The following is a 21,287-nucleotide window of genomic DNA, read 5'->3' on the forward strand; positions in this document are numbered from 1 at the left end:
GCCGACAGTACTTTTTACTCCCCGCCCCGCGCCACCCATATCGGAGCGCATTCCATGAGCGCGCAATGGAACGACAATAGCCCCATCTACCGCCAACTCAAGGCCAGGGTGGTGGGCATGATGCTCGATGGCATGCTGCAATCGGGCGACGCCCTGCCTTCGGTGCGCCAGGTGGCGGCCGATTATCAATTGAATCCCATCACGGTCTCGCGCGCCTACCAGGAGCTGGTCGACGATGGCCTGGTGGAAAAACGCAGAGGACTCGGTATGTATGTCTTGGAAGGCGCCCGCGACAAATTGCTGGCCAGTGAACGCGAGCGCTTCCTGCGCGAAGAATGGCCGGCGATGCTCGAACGCATCACGCAACTGGGGCTGGACCTCGATCGACTGCTGCAAGCGAGCCGCGACAGCGGCGCACCTGGAGAGAACGCATGAATGCATTGAACAACGATAGTGTCATCAGCGCGCGCGGCCTGCGCAAGCAGTACGGCAAACAGGTAGCCCTCGATAGCATCAGCTTCGATATCGCGCCAGGGCGGATCGTCGGCTTGATCGGGCCTAACGGTTCCGGCAAGACCACCACGCTCAAGGCCATCCTCGGCTTGACGGGCTTCGATGGCGACTTGTCGGTGCTGGGGCGCGATCCGCGCGTGCAGCGCGACGCGCTGATGGACGACGTGTGCTTCATCGCCGACGTGGCCATCCTGCCGGGCTGGCTGCGGGTGGCCGACGCCATCGATTTCGTTGCCGGCGTGCATCCACGTTTCGACCGCAGCAAGGCCGAACGCTACCTGGCCCACACCAAGCTGACGCCAAAGATGAAGGTCAAGGCCATGTCCAAGGGCATGGTGGTGCAGCTGCACCTGGCGCTGGTCATGGCCATCGACGCCAAACTGCTGGTGCTCGACGAGCCCACGCTGGGCCTGGACATTTTGTACCGCAAGCAGTTTTACCAGAACCTGCTGGAAGACTATTTCGATGAGAACAAGACCATCGTCATCACCACGCACCAGATCGAGGAAGTGGAACACATCCTCAGCGACCTGATGTTCATTCGCGACGGCAAGATCGTGCTCGCTTCGACCATGGAAGAGGTCGGCGAGCGCTACATCGAGGTGATGGTGGGCCCGCAGCACGTCAATCCGGCGCGCGCGCTGCAGCCGATCAGCGAACGCAGCGTGTTCGGCAAATCGGTGATGCTGTTCGACGGCGTTGACCGCACCCAACTGGCGGCCCTGGGCGAAGTACGCACGCCTAGCTTGGCTGATCTGTTTGTCGCGACCATGAAAGGATCGTACCAATGAATATTTCCCCTGCAAACAAGCTGCAATGGCTGCTCCGGCGTGAATTATGGGAACACAAGGGCATGCTGGTGTGGACCCCGGCCCTGATCGGCGTCGTCATGACGGTGCTCGGTGCCGTGATGGCGGCTGCGACGGTCGCAAAGACCAAAATGCGCACGGCGCTGGTGGTCAATGGCGAGGAAATTTCCTGGAGCACCATCTTCAATACCCGCAGCTTCGCTCCGCGCCGTACGGAAATCATCGACGCCGTCGCCAACAACTATACCTACGCGGCCGCGCCGCTGTTCCTGGCGCTGGGTTTGCTGGTGTTCTTCTATTGCCTGAGCGCCTTGCATGACGACCGCCGCGACCGCAGCGTGCTGTTCTGGAAATCGCTGCCCATCTCGGATGCGCAGACGGTGCTGTCAAAAGTGGCCATCGCCCTGCTGGTCGCACCACTGATCGTGGCTGCCGCCGCCAGCCTGACCTCGCTGGCCCTGATTTTGCTGCTGAGCGGCGTGCTGGCGGCCAACGGCATCGACGTGTTTGCCGAACTGCTAGGTTCTCCCGGTCTGTACCTGGGACCGCTGCGCGTGTTCGGCTTGCTGCCCGTGTATTGCCTGTGGGCCTTGCCGACGGTCGGCTGGCTGCTGATGATATCGAGCTGGGCCAAATCAAAAGTCTTCCTGTGGGCCGTCGGCGTGCCGCTGCTATTGCTCATTTTGACAGCCTGGGTAGGCAAGCTGACGCAGACGGAAAACGAACTTAGCTGGGTACAGCTGCCTGTCTTCGGACGCGCCCTGCTGGGCACCCTGCCCGGCAGCTGGTATATGTTCGAGCCGCAACTGCTACCGCAGATGTACGCCATGGCAGCAGGGGGATCGCACATGACACGCATCGATGTCTTTAGCAATTCCTGGTCCAGCCTGGCCTTGCCAGCCGTCTGGCTGGGTGCGGTGGCCGGCGCGGCGATGATATACGCGGCCATCGGCCTGCGCCGCTGGCGCGAGGAAGGCTGACAGCGCACGATACCCGCACGCTCAAAAACGCCCCGTCCGTCGATAATACCGTTCAGTTAAGGGTTTTGGCGTGATTTATGAGCGCCAGTAAATTCGCCAACCCCAGAGGCCAAGAGCTGGGGTCGGACCCTCAGGGTCCGACCCCTGTCCTAGTTCTTGGGCTAAAAATAGCATCACTACACACTAACTGAACGGCATTACCGTCCGTCGGGGCGTTTTTGCATATTGGACCGGTTCAGTCGCCTGAAAAAGTAGTTATTTACCAACACCGGCGGGCGCAAGCTGATCGGCAGAAGCGATCACCGCAACCTTGTCGGAGTCGATGAGGGAGCGGTTAAGCAAGGAGAGCGCTGCTTCAAGTGGCCCGCTGCAACTGGCCGATAACACTGGCCACCTTGGCGGTAATCATATCGACCGCAGGACCATTGGCGCCATGCGGCAAAATGACATCGGCATTGCGCTTGGTGGGCTCGATGAATTGCTTGTGCATCGGGCGTACGGTTTCCAGATACTGCTCGGTGACGCTCTCTACCGAACGGCCGCGCTCGGTAATATCGCGTTGCATGCGGCGGATGAAGCGCACGTCAGAAGCGGTATCGACGAAAATCTTCAGCGACATCATGTCGCGCAAGTTGGCGTCGTACAAGGCAAACAAGCCCTCGACCACGATCACCGGGGCCGGCTTGACTAGAATAGTCCTGCTGGAGCGGTTATGCAGTGTGAAGTCGTACTCGGGCATCTCGATGGCGACGCCGTTACGCAAAGACTGGATGTGCTGCACCAGCAATGACCACTCGAACGCCTGCGGATGGTCGTAATTCTGCTGGCGGCGAACTTCTGGGGTGAGGTGTGTCTGGTCGCGGTAGTAATCGTCCTGCATCACGACCGAGACCATGTCGGCACCAAAGGACGCCAGTACTTGCTGGGATACGGTGGACTTGCCACTGCCGCTACCGCCAGCGACACCAATAACAAACGGTTGGAAAGAAATCTTATTCATGCCCAATGATACCGGAAACGCGCTCGAACTGACAGGGAGCGGCTAAAAGCCAGGCGTGAAGGACTGCTATTCGAATTGCTTGCGAAAGGCCTCGAACTGCGCTGCCAGGCCATCGAAGTCGCTGCGCAATTGCAGCACTTCCTGTTCCAGCTGGGCGACCCGGCTGCCCTGCTGCGGCGCGCTGACTGCGCCGGCAAAACCGGCCGCCGTCTCGATCTGCGCCAGCGCCTCTTCGCCGCCCAGCAAGTGGCCATAGCGCGGCTCCTTGGCGCCGGGAGCGACCGCCAGCCTGGCCACCAGCGGCGGATATTTGTCGATCAAAAATTGCAGGCCGGACTCCACTTCCGCCACCGACTTGAACTCATGCACGCGGCCACTGCGGCTGCGAATCTCGCCCGCCGTTTGCAAACCACGCAGCATCAATATCGTCAGGATGGCCAGCTTGTCCTGTTCCAGCGACCACTTGATGCGCATGCGGTGTTCATACTTGGCGACCCGTGCACCTGCCTGCGTGATGCCGTTGACGAATTTACGCTGCATCAAGCGCTGCAGCACGTCGTACACGGTTTCCTCGGACAAGACCATGACGGGGTCGCGGCTGGACAGCTGGTTGCAGCCGTTCGTCAGGGCATTCAGGGACAGCGGGTAGCTGTCCGGCGTCAGCGCTTCCTTTTCAGCCAGCACGGCCAGCACGCGGATCTCGAAGGGGTCGAGCAAATTCGGATTGTCACTACTCTTTTCTGCTGCATTTGCGTCTGTAGTCATGCCTGTTTCCTTAATCAACCAGCTTGTTCATTTGCTCGGAATCGAATTTATCACAATCGGGCACGCCCTGGCAGCAGATGCCCGCCGCCTTCAGCGTGGCGACGATGGTTTCGATGCGCTGCTCCTGTGCCACGGCATGCGTGATCAATCCTTGCAGCGCCTTCGACAGGGGATCGTCGCCGTTGGGCGTCACGCCATACGCGGCAAACAGGTGCGCCGTGCTGCCCTCGCGCAAGGCACTGACATCCTTTTGCACGATGTGTGCCGGGTTGCCAACAGCCGTGGCGCCGGACGGCACGGCTTTCAGCAGCACGGCGTTCGAGCCCACCTTGGCATACTCGCCTACGGTGAAGCTGCCCAGCACCTGGGCGCCGGCGCCCACGATGACGCCACGCTGCAGGGTCGGATGGCGCTTGGCGCCGCTGTGCAGCGAGGTGCCGCCCAGGGTCACGCCCTGGTAAATGGTGCAGTCGTCGCCGACGACGGCTGTCTCGCCGATCACCACGCCGAAGCCATGGTCGATGAAGACGCGCCGGCCGATGACAGCGCCCGGGTGGATTTCAATACCCGTGATGATGCGCGCGATGTAGGAAATGAAGCGCCCCACCCACTTCATGTGGCGCGTCCAGCACCAGTTTGCCCAGCCATGCATGACGATGGCGTGCAAGCCCGGATAACAGGTCATCACCTCCCAGCCATTGCGGGCGGCGGGGTCACGTTCTATGATGCTGTTGATATCTTCGCGCAGGTGGTGGAACATAAGACGGATTTCTGAATAGATAAGAGACAAGACGCAAATGGTAGCGTATTCGGCGGTGCGCTGCCGGGGAGGCAGATAAACAAGCGCCGCCTCAAGGGCGGCGGCTGATCAAATGCACTCAACCCAACGGCGAAAGTGCCGGGGTCGTACCCTGAGGGTACGACCCCAGGATTTGCTTTTGGGGTAAAAATAGCTCAAGCAAATGGCACGCTGAAGACTTGGCCGCTTGTTATGGCTCCAGCGCAATACGCTGGCGGCGCGCTTCATACAAGCACACACCGGAGGCCACCGACACGTTCAGGCTCTCGACGGAGCCGAACATCGGGATGCTGACGAGGATGTCGCAGGTGTCGCGCGTCAAACGGCGCATGCCTTCGCCTTCGGAACCCATGACCAGCGCGGTCGGGCCCGTGAAATCGGCTTCGTACAGGCCTTTTTCGCCATCGTCCGAGGTACCGATCAGCCAGATGCCGCGGTCCTTGAGTTCACGCATGGTACGCGCCAGGTTCGTCACGGTGATGTACGGGACGGTTTCGGCGGCGCCACTGGCGACCTTGGCGGCCGTGGTATTCAAGCCCACGGCGCGGTCCTTCGGCACGATGACGGCATGTGCGCCGACGCCGTCGGCCACGCGCAGGCAGGCGCCCAGGTTGTGCGGGTCGGTAATGCCGTCGAGTATCAACAGCAGTGGCGGGCCGTCGATGGCGTCGAGCAGCTCATCGAGATTGCGCGCCAGCGACAGCTGCGACGCAAAGGCGATTACGCCCTGGTGACGGCGCGTGCCGACGATCTTGTCCAGACGCGAGGAGTCAACCGGCATGACGCGCACGTTGGCAGCCTTGGCGGCAGCAATCATGTCTTTCATGCGGCCGTCGACGCGGCTGGCATCGACAAAAATTTCTTCCACGGACGACGCTTCGTGACGCAGGCGCGAGGTGACGGCATGGAAGCCGAAAATCATTTTATTCTTCATGTGTTATCGCTTCTTTTATCGCTTGCTTTTGCTTGTTTTTGATACAGTTTTTGCTGCACGTGGTGCCGCTGCGGCGGGGGCCGCAACAGGTTTTTTGCTACGCTTGGGCGCCGCTGCCTTGGGGGCTGCCACCTTAGGGGCTTCCTTCGGCGCCGCCTTGGCTTGCGCCTTGGCAGCAGGCTGGACTGGCGCCTGGGCGCCATTGGCACGGCCGCCGGAGCCATTGCCAGCCTTGCCGCCGTTGTTGACGACGGCCTTGACCTCGTGGCGCTGTTCGGTCACTGGACCTGGCTTGTGCATCGATTTCTTCTCGCCCTTGCGCTTGCCGCCACCGCTCGCTTTGGCTGGCGCTTCTTCGCCCGCCAGTTCCGCATCGGTCACCAGACGCAGGTCGATCTTGCGTGTCTCCAGATCGACACGCGCCACTTGTACCGTCAAGCGGTCCGTCAGCTGGAAGCGCTTGCCCGTGCGTTCGCCGCGCAATTCATGGCGCGCATCGTCGTACTGGAAGTAGTCGGTGCCCAGCTCGGTGACGTGCACCAAGCCTTCGACAAACAGGGTGTCGAGCTGCACGAACACGCCGAAGGTGGTCACGCCCGTGATGGTGCCCGTGAATTCCTCGCCCAGCTTGTCTTGCATGAAGTAGCATTTCAGCCACGCTTCCACGTCGCGCGACGCTTCATCGGCACGGCGCTCGTTGGCGGAGCAATGCACACCGAGCGCGTCCCAGATGGTCAGATCGGTCTTCTTCGGCTTGCCGTCGGCCTTGTCCTTGGCCTGCTGCTTGCGCGTGGCGTTCGAGACGTTGGTGTTCAACACGACCTTATCGGACAGCTTGGGCTCGTATTTCTTGCCTTGCAAAATAGCCTTGATGGCGCGGTGCGTGAGCAAGTCGGGATAGCGACGGATCGGGCTGGTGAAGTGGGCGTACGCCTCATAGGCCAGGCCAAAGTGGCCGATATTGTCCGGGCTATAGACGGCTTGCTGCATCGAACGCAGCAGCATCGTTTGCAACAGGGCCGCGTCGGGACGCAGCTTGATCTGCTGCATCAGCGTCTGGTAATCCGATGCCGATGGCGTGTCGCCACCCGTCAAGTTCAAGCCTACCTGTTTCAGGAAGGTGCGCACTTGCGTGAGCTTTTCCTTGGTCGGGCTGGCGTGGATGCGGTAAGTGCCAGGATGCTTGTTGCGCAGCAACAAATCAGCGGCACAGACGTTCGCTGCCAGCATGCACTCTTCGATAATCTTGTGCGCTTCATTGCGCGTGCGGGGGATGATCTTTTCGATCTTGCCGGCACTATTGCAGACGATGTACGTTTCCGTCGTCTCGAAATCGATGGCGCCGCGCTGCGTGCGTGCTTTCAGCAAGGCGCGATACACAGTTTCCAGGTTTTGCAGGTGCGGCAGGATGTCGGCGCGGCGTGCCGCTTCGGGTCCCTTGGTATTGCCCAGCACGGCAGCGACTTCATCATACGTGAGGCGCGCGGCAGAATGGATCACGGCCGGGTAGAACTGGTAGGCCTTCAATTCGCCCTTGTCGCTGACGACGGCGTCGCAGACGAGGGTCAGACGGTCGACGGCCGGGTTCAGCGAGCACAAGCCATTCGACAGCTTTTCCGGCAGCATCGGGATCACGCGGCGCGGGAAGTAGACGGACGTGCTGCGTTCGAGCGCGTCGACGTCGAGCGCGTCGTTCGGCTTCACGTAATGGCTGACATCGGCAATGGCCACGATCAGGCGGAAGCAGTTGGCGCGGCCGATCTTGACGGGTTCGCAATACACGGCATCGTCGAAATCGCGCGCATCTTCGCCATCGATGGTCACCAATGGCACGTCGCGCAGGTCGACACGCTCTTTCAAGTCGGCGGCACGCACTTCGAACGGCAGTTTTTCCGCCTGTTTCAAGGCAGTGGCGGAAAAGATGTGTGGCACGTTGAATTTGCGCACGGCAATTTCAATTTCCATGCCGGGATCGTCGAGTGCACCGAGCACTTCAACGATCTTGCCGACCGGCTGCTTGAAGCGCATCGGCTGTTCGGTCAACTCGACGCTGACAATCTGGCCGGCCTTCGCCTTGCCCACCGAACCGGTCACCAGGATGTCCTGGCCGATGCGCTGGTCTTCCGGCGCCACGACCCAGGTGCCGTTTTCCTGGATCAAACGACCGATCACGTGGGTATTGGCGCGGTAAGTGACTTCCACGATCGTGCCTTCCGGGCGACCGCGACGGTCCGTGCCGACGATGCGGGCCATGACCTTATCGCCGTGCAAGACTTTCTGCATTTCTTTTTCAGGCAAGAACAGGTCGGCGCTGGCGTCGTCGGGAATGACGAAACCGAAGCCATCGCGGTGGCTGGTGACGCGACCGGCGACAAGCGCACTCTGGTCGGCCAGGCAGAATACGCCGCTGGCATCAGACTTCAGCTGGCCGTCACGCTCCATCGCCTTCAGGCGACGGACCAGGACATCCATGGAATCGGCATGCACTTGCAGCGTTTTCCCCAGAGACTGCGGGTCGAGAGGCGCGTTGACGCTGCGGAATATGCCGAGAATGTCCTCCCGGCTGGGGATGGTGTGGGTATTTTGGCTCAAAAGTATTTCTATAGTTGTTATTGACAGTGATCAAACGGAATGCAAAGACCGATGACATCACCGTCAATATTGACACGGTGATGTCCGGTAGTGTACCGGACGACGCCTTAGTTTGCCTAACGGACAGCGTAGCGGAAACCGAACAAGTGCCCCGCCAATGAAAAAAGGGGGAAAAACTGCGCAATGCATTTGACTTCGGCAAATATTGCTCTATAATCTAGCCCTCTTGCAGCAAAACGCCTTTATCGGCGTGGCGTCACAAGAGAAGCGGTACAGGGTTGATGTGCAGTATGGAGCGAAAGCTCATCTGGCGCAAAACTCTTCAAGTCGCTATGATAGCAGAATTGTTGCTAATTTATTTGGCAACAATGACGCAAGCAGTAAAGTAGTAAAGTAGTAAAGTAGTGAGTTACAGCAGCATCAGTGCCCACGTGGCGGAATTGGTAGACGCGCATGGTTCAGGTCCATGTGCCTTCGGGTGTAGGGGTTCGAGTCCCTTCGTGGGCACCATTACCTAATTCGCAAAAAAGCCGCAAACTTTCACGAGTTTGCGGCTTTTTTCATTCCTGCGCCGCAAATCACCGCCTGCCGCTCGTACTGCGGCAGGTCGGCAGCCGCTCCCGCTCCCCACGGAAGGAACCTGACGAAAAAGCGCTGAAAAAAGAGGCACATCTTGCCTTTTTTCATAGGGAACAGCCATTTTCAGGCGAAAAGATATGTTTCTTGAAGAAAAGTGCAAAATGTTGATTGACCGAATGCGCGCCAGCCCTTATGATTTTGTCCTCGCTGCAGAACACGCAGCGATAAAGAGTAGCAAGCAGTAACATTGCCCACGTGGCGGAATTGGTAGACGCGCATGGTTCAGGTCCATGTGCCTTCGGGTGTAGGGGTTCGAGTCCCTTCGTGGGCACCACCAGCAACGCGTTGTTGAGCGTTGTGATCCGCAGTAAAAAGTGATAAAGTAGTAAAGCAGTCAGCAGCATAATGCCCACGTGGCGGAATTGGTAGACGCGCATGGTTCAGGTCCATGTGCCTTCGGGTGTAGGGGTTCGAGTCCCTTCGTGGGCACCACCAGCAACGAGATGTTGTCGTTGTAGTCCGCAGTACAGTAGTGAGACAGCAGTAGATAGTAATAAGCAATAAGCAGCATCAGTGCCCACGTGGCGGAATTGGTAGACGCGCATGGTTCAGGTCCATGTGCCTTCGGGTGTAGGGGTTCGAGTCCCTTCGTGGGCACCATTACCTAATTCGCAAAAAAGCCGCAAACTTTCACGAGTTTGCGGCTTTTTTCATTCCAGAATGCCACGCGGCCACCCTCTCCTGCGGCCGCGCCCCTGCATTTCCCTTACTTCGCCAGCGCCGCCTTGACGGCGTCAAGCAGGCTAGTCGTCGGACGACCAATCAGCGCGCTCAATTGCTGCCCATTGTCTTCCAGAGCCCCCTTGGCTGCGCCCGCGTCGGAATCGGCCAGCAACTGCGCAAAACCTTCCGGCACGCCCACGCCAAGCAAGGCTAGCTTGAAGTCGGCCTGCGCCATATCCTTGTAGACAATCGCCTTGCCCGACTGACGCGCCACTTCAGCGGCGTACTCGGCCAGGGTAAAGCCCTGGTCGCCGGCCAGTTCATAAATGGCTTGCGGCTCTGGCGCCGTCAACACGGCAGCGGCGGCGGCGGCGTAGTCGGCGCGCGCGGCCGACGAGAAACGCCCGCCTTGCGCTGCACCCAATACCACGCCATGTTCAAGCACGGGCGCCAGGTGCTCCGTGTGATTTTCCAGATACCAGCCGTTGCGCAGGAAAGCGTAAGGCAGGCCGGAGGCGCGGATAGCCGCTTCCGTGATGACGTGTTCGGCGGCCAGGCCCAGCGGTGACGTGTCGGCGCGCAAGACGCTGGTGTAGGCGAGCAGAGACACGCCTGCCCGCTTGGCCGCGTCGACGACATTCTGGTGCTGCGGCGCGCGCTGGCCCACTTCGCTCGACGAAATGAGCAGGATTTTTGTCGCGCCCTTGAAAGCCGCGTCGAGGCTGGCAGCATCGTTGTAATCGGCCTGGCGCACTTGCACGCCCAGTGCGGCCAGGTTGGCGGCCTTGGCCGGGTTGCGCACGGCGGCGATGATGTGCCCTGCAGGTACGCGCGTGAGCAGGCTGGCGATGACGTGCTGGCCCAGATTACCTGTGGCACCGGTGATGACGATCATGATTTTTCCTTGGAGAGTGGATGACAAGACCCTATAATAGGACTATTACTTACTTATTGTAAGTACGTACCTTTTGGTAAGTATTAATTTACACGCCCACCACACTCCCATCTTGAAGGCCAACTAGCATGTCCACAGACACTCCAGGGGCCAGCCTGCGCGCCGCCCTCACCGAGCAAAACCAGGGCGCGCAACTGCTCGCAGCGGCCTGTCCGTCGCGCGTCGTGCTCAGCCACCTGACCAGCCGCTGGGCCGTGCTAGTGCTGGTATTGCTACTAAGCGGCACGCGGCGCTTCAGCGAACTGCGCCGCGAAGTGGGCGGGGTCAGCGAAAAAATGCTGGCGCAAACTCTGGAAGCGCTGGCAGGCGACGGCTTCGTGCTGCGCCAGGCGTATCTGGTGATACCGCCCAAGGTAGAATACAGCCTCACGCCGCTGGGACGCGAGGCGGCCGAACGGCTGGCCGTGCTGGTCGACTGGATCGAGGATAATTACGCGCGTATCGAACAGGCGCGCACTGAACTGGCATCACAGAAGGCGTAACATCGTCTGACATTGCCTTGCCTTGCCTTGGCTTACCAGGAATTGTCGTTTACTCCGACTTGCCTTGATGTAATACTAACCTCACACCTCACGATACGCGTAAGGGCGCGCCACCATGACTCAGTTGATTTCTTCCATCGCCGATCGGGCCAAGGTGCTACTGGTCAGCAATTCACCTGACGATGTGCGCGAACTGCTGTATGTGCTGGACCGGCATAACCTGGGCACGGGACTGGCGGGTGATGTCGACGAAGGCGTGCAACTGGCGGCCGGCGGTACCGACTTGATCTTGCTCGACGCGGCGCTGGCCGGCACGAATATCGGCGCCACCTGCCTGCGCCTGCGCAATGCGGGCGGAAGCCACGGCGTGCCCCTGCTGCTGATGTCGGCCACGCCCAGCGCCGAGGAACAGGGCCGCAGCGTGGGCGCCGGCGCCAGCGATTACATCAAAATGCCCTTCAATGCGCGCGACGTGGCGGAAAAAATCCTCATGGAACTGGCATTGCACAAGGCCGAGGTGCAGGCCGCGCGCCTTTCCGTTACCACTGCAACGGCTGCAACAACGGCGCGGCCGCGGCATCCGCAAACGCTGGAAGTCAATTACCATGCCATCCTGGCTGGCTCACCCGACGCCGTGCTGCTGTTCGATATCGACAACCGCCTGCTGATCGACGCCAACCACCTGGCCGAAGAATTGTTCGGCATGCCGCTGGCCGAACTGCTGCAAGGCGGCATCGAGCCGCTGTTCCCCAGGCATCAGGACGACGGCCGCGCCTCGCCGCAATTGCTGGAAGAGAAGATCGGCGATACCTTGCAAGGCAAGATCGTCGTTTTCCGCGCCATCTGCTGCCACCGCGACAGCCACCCGATCGCCTGCGAAATCCGTTTGATGCGCTTGTCCGTGCCAGGGCGCCAGCTGGTCCATGCGCGCGTCATCGACTTAACCGAACGCAACTTCGCCGAAGCGATGCGCGCGGGCCAGAGCGCCTTGCTGGAAATGGTCGCCAAGGGCGCACCCCTGAACCCCACCCTGAACCAGCTGCTGCTGCTGATCGAAAGCCAGTCGCGTGGCGTGCTCTGTTCCATCATGCTGCTCGACGATGATGGCATCCACATGCACAGCGCGACCGGCCCCAGCCTGCCGCCCGAGTACCTGACCCAGCTCGAAGGCGTGGCCATCGGACCCGGCGTGGGCTCCTGCGGCACGGCCATGTTCCGGCACGAACCGGTGGTCGTGAGCGATATCATGCACGATCCGCTGTGGGCACCTTACCGCGAGCTGGCGGCACCGTTCGGCTTGCGCGCCTGCTGGTCGCGCCCCATCTTCGGCCAGGATGGCGCCGTGCTCGGCTCTTTCGCCATGTACTACCGCGAAGTGCGCAAGCCCGATGCGCACGAGCTGCAGCTGATCGATACGGCCACCGACCTGGCAGGCATCGCCATCGGGCGCATGCGCCACGAACGCGAACTGCAGCGCCACCGCGCCCACCTCGAAGAGCTGGTAGACGAACGCACGGCAGCCTTGACGCAGGCCAAGGAGCACTCCGAGCAGACGAACCGGGAATTGGCCGCAGCGCTGGAAAACCTGTCCATCACGCAAGAAGAACTGGTGCGCCGCGACAAGCTGGCCGCACTGGGCGCGCTGGTCGCTGGCATTGCGCACGAACTCAATACGCCGATCGGCAACGGCCTGGTGGTGGCCACCACCATGGCCGAGCGCACGCGCGATATCCAGGCCAGCTTCCAGGACGGACTGCGCCGCTCCGAACTCGGTGCCTACCTGAGCCAAGCGAGCGAAGCGGACGCCATCATGCTGCGCAACTTGCAGCGCGCCGCCGACTTGGTCTCGAGCTTCAAGCTGATCGCCGTTGACCACGCCAGCTCGCCACGGCGGCGCTTTCCGCTACGCCAGTTCATCGCCGAACTGATGCTGCCCATGTCCACGCTGCTCAAGGCCGCCGGCCTGAGCCTGACGCAAAACGTACCAGACGGCCTAGTCATGGACAGCTATCCCGATCCGCTGGGCCAGGTACTGAGCAACCTGCTGGAAAACTGCCTGCGCCATGGCTTCGAGGGGCGCAGCGGCGGCAATATCAGCATCACCGCGTGCGCCAGCGATGACGGGCAGATGATCACCGTGTCCATCGCCGACACGGGCGTGGGCATCGCCGCCGACGATCTGGCGCGCATCTACGACCCCTTTTTCACGACCAAGCTCGGGTCCGGCGGCTCGGGCCTGGGCCTGCATGTGGCGCACAATATCGTCACGGGCGTGCTGGGTGGCAATATCGGCGCCAGCAGCAGCACCGGTGCCGACAGCGGCACCACCTTCACCCTGCAGTTACCGGCCGCAGCGCCGCAATCGCCGGCTGCCTGAATCGCCGGCGCGCTACAATGTCGGCAGACTTTTCTTTCGGAGCACTGATGAAATACCTGATCGCCGCAGTCCTGCTGGCCGCCTGCGCGTACGCCTCGGCCGCGCCGGCACCCTGGTACCAATGGCGCAGCAAGATCGACGGCACCCTGTCATGCGCCCAGTCCACCCTGGGATTTGGCTGGGAACTGGCCTCGGGACCGTACAAAGATAGCCGTTGCGAAAAACCGGCGCTTGTTAAATAATGGGGCCATGACCACACGGGGCACCGGCTTGAGAGCAAGCAATGGCAATGCGGCATCGAAAGAGTATGGAACGATAAGAACGTATCTATTCAAACCGAGGAGACCACATGTTTACAAATCCCGAACAATTCGCATCGGCCACCAAGGCCCTGTTTGAATTCCAGCTGATGACCTTCAACAGCCTCACCTCCAAGGCCGTGCAAGGCGTGGAGCAGGTACTGGCGCTGAACATGGCTACCGCCAAGTCCGGCATCGAAGATGGCCTTGCCGCCAGCAAGGAAATCAGTCAGGCCAAGGATCCAAAGGCTGCCATGGCGGCCGCCGCTGCCCAGCTGCAACCGGGTGTTGCCGGTGCAAAAGCGTATAAACAGCAACTCGACGACATCATCAAGGAAATCCACACGGAATTCACCACGGCCGCAGAAGCCCACGTGGCCGAAGCAAAAAGCAATTTGAGCGCCCTGATTTATGACGTCACGAAAAACGTGCCGCCGGGCTCGGAAAACGCCGTGGCCATCGTCAAGGCTGCCATCGACAACGCCTTCCTCGGTTACGAACAAGTAACCAAGGCCACGAAACAGGCCGTGAAGACGGTGGAAGATCAAATTGCCAAGGCTAGCGCGCAAGTGGCGCAGGCCACGGCCGGCGCACAAGCTGCGCCTGAAAAGGCGGCGCCCGCTGCCAAGCCGAAGGCTGCCAAGAAGTAAGTTGACTCCATGTGGGGTCAGACCCGCCGGGCCTGACCCCAGCCTTTGCTTGGCTTCACCTCACCGGCACGATCCGGTACACGCAGCGCCGCCCGCCCTGCAGCAGATATTGACTGCGTTCCACCATGCAATCGTCCCCCAACACCCGCTGAAAGATGGCCAGCTCCGAGCGGCACAAATTCTGGCATGCGGTGGCCGCTGCGCAAATCGGGCAATGGTTTTCCACCAACAAGACACTGCCATCGTCCTGCGCCTCGGCATGGGCCATGTAACCCTCGTCATCGCGCGTCCGCGCCAGGATCTCCACTCTTTGCGCCAGCGCAAGGCGCAAGTCGATCAGCGTGCTGTAGGCGGCGACACTGCTGCGTTCGCGCGCGTCGATCAATTTATCCAGGCCCTCGTCACCGAACAGGTTTTTCACTTGCCCGATCAATTCCAGGGTCAGGTCGGCATGCCGGTCCGGATAGCGCGCGTGGCCCTCGCGCGTCAACGCCCAGCGCCGCGCCGGGCGCCCCACCTTGTCAGCCACGTCCTCGAAGGCCACCAGGCCCTTCTGCTGCGCCGCTTCGAGCTGGCGCCGCGCGCCCATGGAGGTGATGCCGAGCAAGAGCGCCAGTTGCTGCGCCGTCTGCGGCCCGCGCAGCTTCAACAGCGACAAGCTCTGCCCGGACGTACTGGCGCTCATGCGACCGCCTTGGCGTCGGCGGCGCCATCGAGCTGGCGGCGCCAGGCCGCCATGCGCCAGGCAGCCCAGGCGGCGGACATGGCGCCTGCGGCGAGGATCAGCCGCGTGTCGATCAGCGTCAGCACCGAGCCGCTCAGGGCCACGACGATATTGGCAATGCAAAAGGTGGTGGACAGCAAGCCCATCACGGCGCCCTGCCCATGCACGCTGAAGCGTTCGGCGCACCAGCCCTGGATGACCGTGTTGTACAGCGCATTCGGAATGCCGAATAGCACGATGGCGGCGAGGCCCACCCATATATCACCCAGCGCCAGCACGCCGATGGCCAGCGCCACGCCACTCGCATACCAGCTGGCGCGCAGCAGCGGCGCATGGCGGCTGGGACCGCCCGCCAGCAGCGAGGTGATCGTCATCGTGCCGCACAGGCCTACATTCACCCAGGCAATCTCCTGCGCATGGTAACTGGCCATCTCGACTAGCCACAGCGGATAAAACTCGTAAAAACTGGCCACGCCGCAGGTCAGCGCCAGTTGCACGATGAACAAGGTGCGCAACTCGGCATGGCGCAGCAAATTGAGCACATGACGGTCGCGCGCCACCTGCCACCACGAGGTCGTCAATAGCGAAGGCGTTTCGCGCGGCAAACCGGCGGCCACCAGCACGGCGACGAGCATCAGGGCGGTGGCGGCGATCCAGAATGGCACCGTGACGCCCCAATGCAGGGTCGCACCCGCCAGGATCGGGCCCACCAGCCAACCAAGGTAAAACGCGCCATTGAGCCAGGACATGGCGCGCAAGCGCAGCGGCCCCGTCAACTGGTCGGCCAGCATGGCGCGCGCCACGGCGCCGTTTCCTTCCAGCAAACCCGTGATGAAACGGGCCACCAGGAACAGCGGATAGGACTGGATCACCAGTGCCCATGCCGTGATGGCGTGGCCAATGGCGGCGCCCACGGCCGTGCGCATCAGCAAGGGACGGCGACCATAGCGGTCCGACAGCGGCCCCAGCACGGCCGAGCCGATCAGCAGGCCCAGCGGATTGATGGTCAGCGCCAAGCCGAACAGCAGTTTCGACGGCAAACCCAGGAAATGATTGAAGGCATTCGGCGCCTCGGCGGCGAACAAGGGCGGCAAGATCGGGTATGGCAGGGAGGCGCCGATGGTCGATAGCAGCGCCAGCATACAGGCGGCGCAAATGAGAATGATGTTTTTCATGCGGCCTCGGCGGATTGTCTCTGGCAAGCCTACGTGGCCACGCCATATAAGTAAACTGAAATGTTTATTAATTATACCCGTCATTGCTTTGCTGCCGTGCATGCCATCGCCTCGGCTATCATTGCCCGAGCAATCACAAGCACAAGCGCTGTTTTGCCTGCCGTACAGGTGGCTGGACATGAAATCGCTGGGCAAGCGGCGGCGGAAGGTTTAAACTGTATATAAACACAGTAAAAATCATCCGCTTGCAACTTGCCCTGTTGCACCACTGCCCTATTGCCCTGTTGCCCTATCGCCCCCATGCTGAGAGTCCTGGAAAATCCCTTGTACTATCTGGATAATTTCCAGGAAGTCTTACACTGGATCGGCGCGCGTTACGCCGATCTGCTGAGCGCTGAAGAAATACAGTTCATCGCCGCATTCGGCGCACTGCCGCAGCCCTCGCGCGCCCTGTTCGTGCGCCTGGTCATGCGCAAAGGCTGTCTATTTCGCGCCAGCAAACTCAATTACCCGGAAATCGGCGACACGCGCGCGGCCGCCCTGCCCTTGCTCGCCTTGGCATGGGTGGAGGCCGACCCCGTCATTGCGCTCGATGCGGTATTCGACTTGCTGCTGAAAGCAGAAGTCGCCGAAGCCTTCAGCCTTGCAGCCCCCCTGAAGACGGCGCGCAAGGCCGAGCAACTCGACGCCTTGCGCGAACAACATGCTGAAGCTAAGCCGTTTTCCGCCTGGTATCCGGCCTCGGGCGACGTACTGTACCGCATCGGTCTGCAACCGCTGTGCGACCGCCTGCGCCTGATCTATTTTGGCAACTATCGCCAGGACTGGTCGCAATTCGTGCTGTCCGACCTCGGGGTGTACCAATATGAAAAAGTGGAATTCTCGCCGCAGTCGCGCGGTTTTCGCACGCGCCAGGATATCGAGCACTATGAAGTGCTGTACCAGTGCCGCGAACGCTACAACGACGACGTGCCGGCAGACGAAGTGCTGCAGCAACTGGCGGCGCTGCCATTATCGCCGGACAATACCTGGCTAGCCAGCCGGCGCGACAAGCTGCGCTTCCAGATCGCCCAGCATCTGGAAAAATGCCAGGACTGGCCAGCCGCCTACCGCGCCTACGCCGATTGCCGCTATCCGGGCGCGCGCGGGCGCGCCATCCGCGTGCTGGAAAAAGATGAGCAGGCGCAAGCGGCCTACGAACGCCTGACGCTGGCCCTGGCCGCGCCGGAAAGCGAAGGAGAACAGCAATTGCTGCTACGCATGGCGCCACGCTTGCGGCGCAAGCTGGGCCACGCAAAACAGGCAGCCAACGTCGCCGCCGCCGTGGACCGCATCGATCTGCGGCTGCCGCATCCAGGCGCAGCGAGCTACGTCGAAGGCGTGGTGCAGCAGCACCTGATGCAGGACGACGCGCCCGTGTACTACGTGGAAAACACCCTGATCAACTCGCTGTTCGGCCTGCTGTGCTGGCCGGCCATCTTCAAGGCCATACCGGGCGCCTTTTTCCACCCGTTTCACCGTGGCCCGGCCGACTTGCACAGCGCCGATTTCCATGCGCGCCGCAGCCGGGACTTTGCCGCCTGCCTGGCGCAACTGGACGACGGCCGTTACCACGCCGCCATCCGCGCCACCTTGGCCAGCAAGCACGGCATCGTTTCGCCCTTCGTCAGCTGGCAAGCGCTGGACAAGGACTTGCTGGACCTGGCGCTGGCCTGCATCCCGGCGGCCCACCTGAAGAAGGCGTTTGAGCGCATCTTGCTCGATATTAAAAACAACCGCAGCGGCTTGCCCGATTTAATCCAGTTCTGGCCGGCCGAGCAGCGCTACCGCATGATCGAAGTCAAGGGTCCGGGTGACCGCCTGCAAGACAACCAGCTGCGCTGGATAGCGTACTGCGCCGAACACGCCATGCCCGTCAGCGTGTGCTACCTGCAATGGGAGGGCGCGCCATGAGCTACACGATCGCCGTGCGCGCCCTGTGTGAATTCACCGCCAAGGTGGGCGACCTGGACTTGCGTTTCACGCCCGCCCCCACGGCGCAGGAAGGCATGGCCGGCCACGCCACCGTGACTAGCCGACGCGACGACGATTACCAGCGGGAAATCAGCCTTTGCGGCGACTTCGGCCCCCTGCATGTGCGCGGGCGCGCCGATGGCTACGACCCGGCGCGGCGCCAGCTGGAAGAGATCAAGACCTACCGGGGCGAGCTCGACGCCATGCCCGCCAACCACCGCCAGCTGCACTGGGCGCAGGCGCGCATCTACGGCCATTTGCTGTGCCAGCAACTGAAACTGCCCATGCTGCGCGTGGCGCTCGTGTATTTCGACATCGTCAGCCAAAAGGAAAGCGTCATGCACGAGGAATGCACGGCCGAGGCGCTGCGCATTTTCTTCGAGCAGCATTGCACCCTCTTCCTGGACTGGGCCGAGCAGGAAATGGCGCACCGGGCCAGCCGCGATGCGCAGCTCGCCAGCATGGTCTTTCCGCACGCCGACTTCCGTCCGGGCCAGCGCCAGCTGGCAGAGGCCATGTACAAGGCCAGCAGCCGTGGTTGCGGCTTGCTGGCGCAAGCGCCGACGGGTATCGGCAAGACGGTGGGCAGCCTGTTCCCCATGTTGAAAGCCACGGCCGCGCACGGCCTCGACAAGCTGTTTTTCCTGGCCGCCAAGGTGCCGGGGCGGCAAATGGCGCTCGACGCCTGCGCCATCCTCAAGGAGAGCGCGCCGCTACTGCCCCTGCGGGTGCTGGAACTGAGCGCCAAGAACAGCGCCTGCGAGCATCCTGACAAGGCTTGCCACGGCGAATCGTGTCCGCTGGCGCAGGGGTTTTACGACCGCTTGCCGCTGGCGCGCGAAGTCGCGCTGGCCAGCGGCTTGATCCTCGACAAGCAAGCGGTGCGCGCCATCGCCTTGCAACAGGGTGTTTGCCCCTACTACCTGGGCATGGAGCTGGCACGCTGGAGCGATGTCGTCATCGGCGACTACAATTACTATTTCGATCTCAGCGCCATGCTGTACGGCATGACCCTGGCGCACGACTGGAAGGTCAATGTGCTGGTTGACGAAGCGCACAATATGGTGTCGCGCGCGCGCAGCATGTATACGGCCGAGCTGGAGCAGGTCAAGCTGAAGCTGTTGCGCAAGGTCGCGCCTGTCGCCTTGAAGAAACCGCTGGACCGCCTCTCGCGCCAGTGGACGACCTTGCTCAAGGAACAAGATGGCGACTACCACGTGCATGCGGACTTGCCGGACAAATTCTTTGGCGCCCTGCAAGGTGTGGCGACGGCCATCGGCGACTACCAGGCCGAACACGCGGCAGCGCTCGATGAGGACGTGCAGCGCTTTTATTTTGACGTGTTGCTGATCAACCGCCTGGCGGAGAGCTTTGGCGCACATTCGCTGTTCGATGTCAGCAAGACAAATACGGGATCGACTGCTGGCTCCACCGTCTGCATTCGCAACATCGTCCCGGCGCCCTTCCTCAAGGAACGTTTCGCGGCCAGCCACAGCACGGCCCTGTTTTCCGCCACCCTGAGCCCGTGGAATTACTATAGCGACACCCTGGGCATGCCCGCCGACACGGCCTGGGTCGACGTGGAATCGCCTTTCCAGGCGGAACAGCTATCCGTGCGCGTGGCGGACACTATTTCCACGCGTTACCAGCACCGCGCCGCTTCGCTACTGCCCATCGTGCAACTGATGGCGCGCCAGTACGCCGAAACGCCGGGCAACTACCTGGCCTTCTTCAGCAGTTTTGATTACATGGAAAAGACCGCCAGCCTGTTTGCACAGCAGCATGCCGACGTGCCCATCTGGCAGCAGCCGCGCCGCATGGACGATAATGCCCGCGCGCAATTCCTGGGCCGCTTTGGCCTGGACACGCGCGGCATCGGCTTTGCCGTGCTGGGCGGAGCCTTCGGCGAAGGCATCGACTTGCCGGGCGCGCGCCTGATCGGCGCCTTCATCGCCACCCTCGGTTTGCCACAGATCAATCCCGTCAACGAGCAGATCCGCCAGCGCATGGGCGACATCTTCGGCGCCGGCTACGACTACACGTATTTGTATCCGGGCATGCAAAAAGTAGTGCAAGCGGCTGGCAGAGTCATCCGCACGCAGTCGGACAAGGGCGTCGTCTATCTGATCGACGACCGTTTTTCCCGACCCGAAATCCGTCAATTGCTGCCGACCTGGTGGGACGTGCAGCTAGCCGACTAATGCCTTGAGTTTTTGATACCCGGCCTTGCTCACGGGAATGCGCGTGTCATCGCGCAAGATGGCTACGTGACTATCCTTGCTGCTCGCCTCGATGCGGCCTATGCCATCGATATTGAGCAGATACGACCTGTGCACGCGCACGAACCTGGCGGGATCGAGCTGGATTTCCAGCTGCGCCAGCGTCTGACTTTTCAGGTAAGACTTGCCCTCGGAACGGATGCTGATGTAATCGTCCTGCGCCTCGATATAGTCGATGCGGGCGCTGGCGATCACATGGACCTTGGCACCGTCGCGTATCAGCACGCGGGCCAAAGGGGCGGCGCGCGTGGCCGCCTCACGCGCCAGCGTCAACACGGTCTCGGGCATGCTGCAGTTGCTGCGCGCATGGGCCAGCGCCTGCTCGAAGCGCTGTTCGCTGAACGGTTTGAGCAGATAGTCCAAGACGTGGTATTCGAACGCCCTTAATGCATACTGGTCGTACGCCGTAACAAAGATCAGCTTGGTCTTCGCGCCGATCAGCTGCGCCACTTCAAAGCCATCGAGGCGCGGCATCTGGATGTCGAGAAACACCAGTTCCGGTGCCAGCTCCGCGATGGCCTTGACGGCTTCGAAGCCGTTGGCGCATTCGGCCACGATGTCGATATCGTCATGGCGCGCCAGGTATTCGCGCAACACGCTGCGCGCCAGCGCTTCGTCATCGACGATGGCCACCCGCAT

19 protein-coding genes and 4 tRNA genes are annotated in these 21,287 nt (G+C 61.4%); 13 read left to right on the forward strand and 10 right to left on the reverse strand.

What is annotated here, in order from left to right; genetic code table 11:
- The first annotated feature begins 54 nt into the window (after window positions 1-54).
- From ACQ4V8_RS15040 to ACQ4V8_RS15050, 3 genes are read left to right on the forward strand one after another with little or no spacing between them, the layout of a single operon-like run.
- A complete protein-coding gene (locus ACQ4V8_RS15040; RefSeq protein WP_010396878.1) occupies window positions 55-435 on the forward strand; it encodes a GntR family transcriptional regulator in 381 nt (126 codons plus the stop codon).
- Window positions 432-1,304, forward strand: coding sequence for an ABC transporter ATP-binding protein (locus tag ACQ4V8_RS15045; protein WP_010396876.1), 873 nt, complete (start codon window positions 432-434; stop codon window positions 1,302-1,304). Before ACQ4V8_RS15040 ends, ACQ4V8_RS15045 begins: the two co-directional genes overlap by 4 nt.
- Entirely contained in the window at window positions 1,301-2,302 is a 1,002-nt protein-coding gene (locus tag ACQ4V8_RS15050; RefSeq protein WP_010396874.1) for a hypothetical protein, read from the forward strand. The genes ACQ4V8_RS15045 and ACQ4V8_RS15050 overlap by 4 nt, the downstream gene beginning before the upstream one ends.
- Window positions 2,303-2,657: 355 nt before the next feature.
- Here ACQ4V8_RS15050 and udk read toward each other — a convergent pair whose 3' ends face one another.
- The 5 genes from udk to rnr all read right to left on the reverse strand — a co-directional run bounded on the left by udk (window position 2,658) and on the right by rnr (window position 8,392).
- Window positions 2,658-3,302, reverse strand: a complete 645-nt coding sequence (gene udk, locus ACQ4V8_RS15055; protein ID WP_010396872.1) for a uridine kinase — start codon at window positions 3,300-3,302, stop codon at window positions 2,658-2,660.
- 66 nt (window positions 3,303-3,368) lie between these two features.
- Window positions 3,369-4,067: a YceH family protein gene (locus ACQ4V8_RS15060; protein ID WP_010396869.1), complete on the reverse strand. Its 699-nt coding sequence runs from the start codon at window positions 4,065-4,067 to the stop codon at window positions 3,369-3,371.
- 10 nt (window positions 4,068-4,077) lie between these two features.
- Window positions 4,078-4,827, reverse strand: a complete 750-nt coding sequence (cysE, locus tag ACQ4V8_RS15065; RefSeq protein WP_010396867.1) for a serine O-acetyltransferase — start codon at window positions 4,825-4,827, stop codon at window positions 4,078-4,080.
- Between the two features lie 229 nt (window positions 4,828-5,056).
- Window positions 5,057-5,800 carry a 23S rRNA (guanosine(2251)-2'-O)-methyltransferase RlmB gene (gene rlmB, locus ACQ4V8_RS15070; protein ID WP_010396865.1) on the reverse strand — a complete coding sequence of 248 codons (744 nt, stop codon included), beginning with the start codon at window positions 5,798-5,800 and terminating at the stop codon, window positions 5,057-5,059.
- Between the two features lie 15 nt (window positions 5,801-5,815).
- Window positions 5,816-8,392, reverse strand: coding sequence for a ribonuclease R (rnr, locus tag ACQ4V8_RS15075; RefSeq protein WP_436571748.1), 2,577 nt, complete (start codon window positions 8,390-8,392; stop codon window positions 5,816-5,818).
- Window positions 8,393-8,817: 425 nt separating this feature from the next.
- On the opposite strand from rnr, the gene ACQ4V8_RS15080 reads away from it, so the two are divergent.
- Window positions 8,818-8,902, forward strand: a tRNA-Leu gene (locus tag ACQ4V8_RS15080).
- A 30-nt stretch (window positions 8,903-8,932) separates the two neighbouring features.
- Here ACQ4V8_RS15080 and ACQ4V8_RS15085 read toward each other — a convergent pair.
- On the reverse strand, window positions 8,933-9,079 hold the full coding sequence (locus ACQ4V8_RS15085) for a hypothetical protein (RefSeq protein WP_157998713.1): 147 nt from the start codon (window positions 9,077-9,079) through the stop codon (window positions 8,933-8,935).
- Window positions 9,080-9,220: 141 nt separating this feature from the next.
- Between ACQ4V8_RS15085 and ACQ4V8_RS15090 the strand changes: the two genes are divergently transcribed.
- From ACQ4V8_RS15090 to ACQ4V8_RS15100, 3 genes are all read left to right on the forward strand, one after another.
- A tRNA-Leu gene (locus ACQ4V8_RS15090) sits at window positions 9,221-9,305 on the forward strand.
- Window positions 9,306-9,378: 73 nt separating this feature from the next.
- Window positions 9,379-9,463, forward strand: a tRNA-Leu gene (locus ACQ4V8_RS15095).
- An 83-nt stretch (window positions 9,464-9,546) separates the two neighbouring features.
- A tRNA-Leu gene (locus ACQ4V8_RS15100) sits at window positions 9,547-9,631 on the forward strand.
- A 106-nt stretch (window positions 9,632-9,737) separates the two neighbouring features.
- Here the strand turns inward: ACQ4V8_RS15100 and ACQ4V8_RS15105 are convergent.
- Window positions 9,738-10,589 (reverse strand): SDR family oxidoreductase, encoded by an 852-nt coding sequence (locus ACQ4V8_RS15105; RefSeq protein ID WP_010396862.1) that lies wholly within the window; start codon window positions 10,587-10,589, stop codon window positions 9,738-9,740.
- 128 nt (window positions 10,590-10,717) lie between these two features.
- Here ACQ4V8_RS15105 and ACQ4V8_RS15110 point away from each other — a divergent pair, with 128 nt between their 5' ends.
- The 4 genes from ACQ4V8_RS15110 to phaP all read left to right on the forward strand — a co-directional run bounded on the left by ACQ4V8_RS15110 (window position 10,718) and on the right by phaP (window position 14,457).
- Complete coding sequence (locus ACQ4V8_RS15110; protein ID WP_010396855.1) at window positions 10,718-11,131, forward strand: winged helix-turn-helix transcriptional regulator; 414 nt, start codon at window positions 10,718-10,720, stop codon at window positions 11,129-11,131.
- A 115-nt stretch (window positions 11,132-11,246) separates the two neighbouring features.
- Window positions 11,247-13,508 carry an ATP-binding protein gene (locus tag ACQ4V8_RS15115; RefSeq protein WP_070346996.1) on the forward strand — a complete coding sequence of 754 codons (2,262 nt, stop codon included), beginning with the start codon at window positions 11,247-11,249 and terminating at the stop codon, window positions 13,506-13,508.
- 47 nt (window positions 13,509-13,555) lie between these two features.
- Complete coding sequence (locus ACQ4V8_RS15120; RefSeq protein ID WP_196857031.1) at window positions 13,556-13,750, forward strand: hypothetical protein; 195 nt, start codon at window positions 13,556-13,558, stop codon at window positions 13,748-13,750.
- 107 nt (window positions 13,751-13,857) lie between these two features.
- Window positions 13,858-14,457: a TIGR01841 family phasin gene (gene phaP / locus ACQ4V8_RS15125; protein WP_010396847.1), complete on the forward strand. Its 600-nt coding sequence runs from the start codon at window positions 13,858-13,860 to the stop codon at window positions 14,455-14,457.
- Between the two features lie 55 nt (window positions 14,458-14,512).
- Here the strand turns inward: phaP and ACQ4V8_RS15130 are convergent, their stop codons facing one another.
- Together ACQ4V8_RS15130 and ACQ4V8_RS15135 are read right to left on the reverse strand one after the other, a co-directional pair.
- Complete coding sequence (locus ACQ4V8_RS15130; RefSeq protein WP_436571749.1) at window positions 14,513-15,142, reverse strand: helix-turn-helix transcriptional regulator; 630 nt, start codon at window positions 15,140-15,142, stop codon at window positions 14,513-14,515.
- Complete coding sequence (locus ACQ4V8_RS15135; protein ID WP_436571750.1) at window positions 15,139-16,356, reverse strand: MFS transporter; 1,218 nt, start codon at window positions 16,354-16,356, stop codon at window positions 15,139-15,141. The genes ACQ4V8_RS15130 and ACQ4V8_RS15135 overlap by 4 nt, the downstream gene beginning before the upstream one ends.
- Before the next feature lie 300 nt (window positions 16,357-16,656).
- On the opposite strand from ACQ4V8_RS15135, the gene ACQ4V8_RS15140 reads away from it, so the two are divergent.
- The gene (locus tag ACQ4V8_RS15140; protein WP_436571751.1) at window positions 16,657-18,309 is read left to right on the forward strand and encodes a VRR-NUC domain-containing protein; all 1,653 of its coding nucleotides are present in this window, start codon (window positions 16,657-16,659) and stop codon (window positions 18,307-18,309) included.
- A complete protein-coding gene (locus ACQ4V8_RS15145) occupies window positions 18,306-20,570 on the forward strand; it encodes an ATP-dependent DNA helicase (protein WP_070347000.1) in 2,265 nt (754 codons plus the stop codon). Before ACQ4V8_RS15140 ends, ACQ4V8_RS15145 begins: the two co-directional genes overlap by 4 nt.
- Here ACQ4V8_RS15145 and ACQ4V8_RS15150 read toward each other — a convergent pair.
- Complete coding sequence (locus ACQ4V8_RS15150; RefSeq protein ID WP_436571782.1) at window positions 20,559-21,287, reverse strand: LytR/AlgR family response regulator transcription factor; 729 nt, start codon at window positions 21,285-21,287, stop codon at window positions 20,559-20,561. The two genes, ACQ4V8_RS15145 and ACQ4V8_RS15150, sit on opposite strands and share 12 nt — an antisense overlap.

This window comes from Janthinobacterium paucivorans, assembly GCF_051380805.1.
Lineage (GTDB): Bacteria > Pseudomonadota > Gammaproteobacteria > Burkholderiales > Burkholderiaceae_D > Janthinobacterium > Janthinobacterium lividum_D.

Coding starts and splice junctions, on each gene's coding strand:
- ACQ4V8_RS15120 (WP_196857031.1), top strand. CDS start 13,556: ATGAAATACCTGATCGCCGCAGTCCTGCTGGCCGCCTGCGCGTACGCC.
- ACQ4V8_RS15115 (WP_070346996.1), top strand. CDS start 11,247: ATGACTCAGTTGATTTCTTCCATCGCCGATCGGGCCAAGGTGCTACTG.
- udk (WP_010396872.1), bottom strand. CDS start 3,302: ATGAATAAGATTTCTTTCCAACCGTTTGTTATTGGTGTCGCTGGCGGT.
- ACQ4V8_RS15085 (WP_157998713.1), bottom strand. CDS start 9,079: ATGAAAAAAGGCAAGATGTGCCTCTTTTTTCAGCGCTTTTTCGTCAGG.
- phaP (WP_010396847.1), top strand. CDS start 13,858: ATGTTTACAAATCCCGAACAATTCGCATCGGCCACCAAGGCCCTGTTT.
- cysE (WP_010396867.1), bottom strand. CDS start 4,827: ATGTTCCACCACCTGCGCGAAGATATCAACAGCATCATAGAACGTGAC.
- ACQ4V8_RS15135 (WP_436571750.1), bottom strand. CDS start 16,356: ATGAAAAACATCATTCTCATTTGCGCCGCCTGTATGCTGGCGCTGCTA.
- rlmB (WP_010396865.1), bottom strand. CDS start 5,800: ATGAAGAATAAAATGATTTTCGGCTTCCATGCCGTCACCTCGCGCCTG.
- ACQ4V8_RS15150 (WP_436571782.1), bottom strand. CDS start 21,287: ATGCGGGTGGCCATCGTCGATGACGAAGCGCTGGCGCGCAGCGTGTTG.
- ACQ4V8_RS15140 (WP_436571751.1), top strand. CDS start 16,657: ATGCTGAGAGTCCTGGAAAATCCCTTGTACTATCTGGATAATTTCCAG.
- ACQ4V8_RS15050 (WP_010396874.1), top strand. CDS start 1,301: ATGAATATTTCCCCTGCAAACAAGCTGCAATGGCTGCTCCGGCGTGAA.
- ACQ4V8_RS15105 (WP_010396862.1), bottom strand. CDS start 10,589: ATGATCGTCATCACCGGTGCCACAGGTAATCTGGGCCAGCACGTCATC.
- ACQ4V8_RS15110 (WP_010396855.1), top strand. CDS start 10,718: ATGTCCACAGACACTCCAGGGGCCAGCCTGCGCGCCGCCCTCACCGAG.
- ACQ4V8_RS15040 (WP_010396878.1), top strand. CDS start 55: ATGAGCGCGCAATGGAACGACAATAGCCCCATCTACCGCCAACTCAAG.
- ACQ4V8_RS15130 (WP_436571749.1), bottom strand. CDS start 15,142: ATGAGCGCCAGTACGTCCGGGCAGAGCTTGTCGCTGTTGAAGCTGCGC.
- ACQ4V8_RS15045 (WP_010396876.1), top strand. CDS start 432: ATGAATGCATTGAACAACGATAGTGTCATCAGCGCGCGCGGCCTGCGC.
- ACQ4V8_RS15060 (WP_010396869.1), bottom strand. CDS start 4,067: ATGACTACAGACGCAAATGCAGCAGAAAAGAGTAGTGACAATCCGAAT.
- ACQ4V8_RS15145 (WP_070347000.1), top strand. CDS start 18,306: ATGAGCTACACGATCGCCGTGCGCGCCCTGTGTGAATTCACCGCCAAG.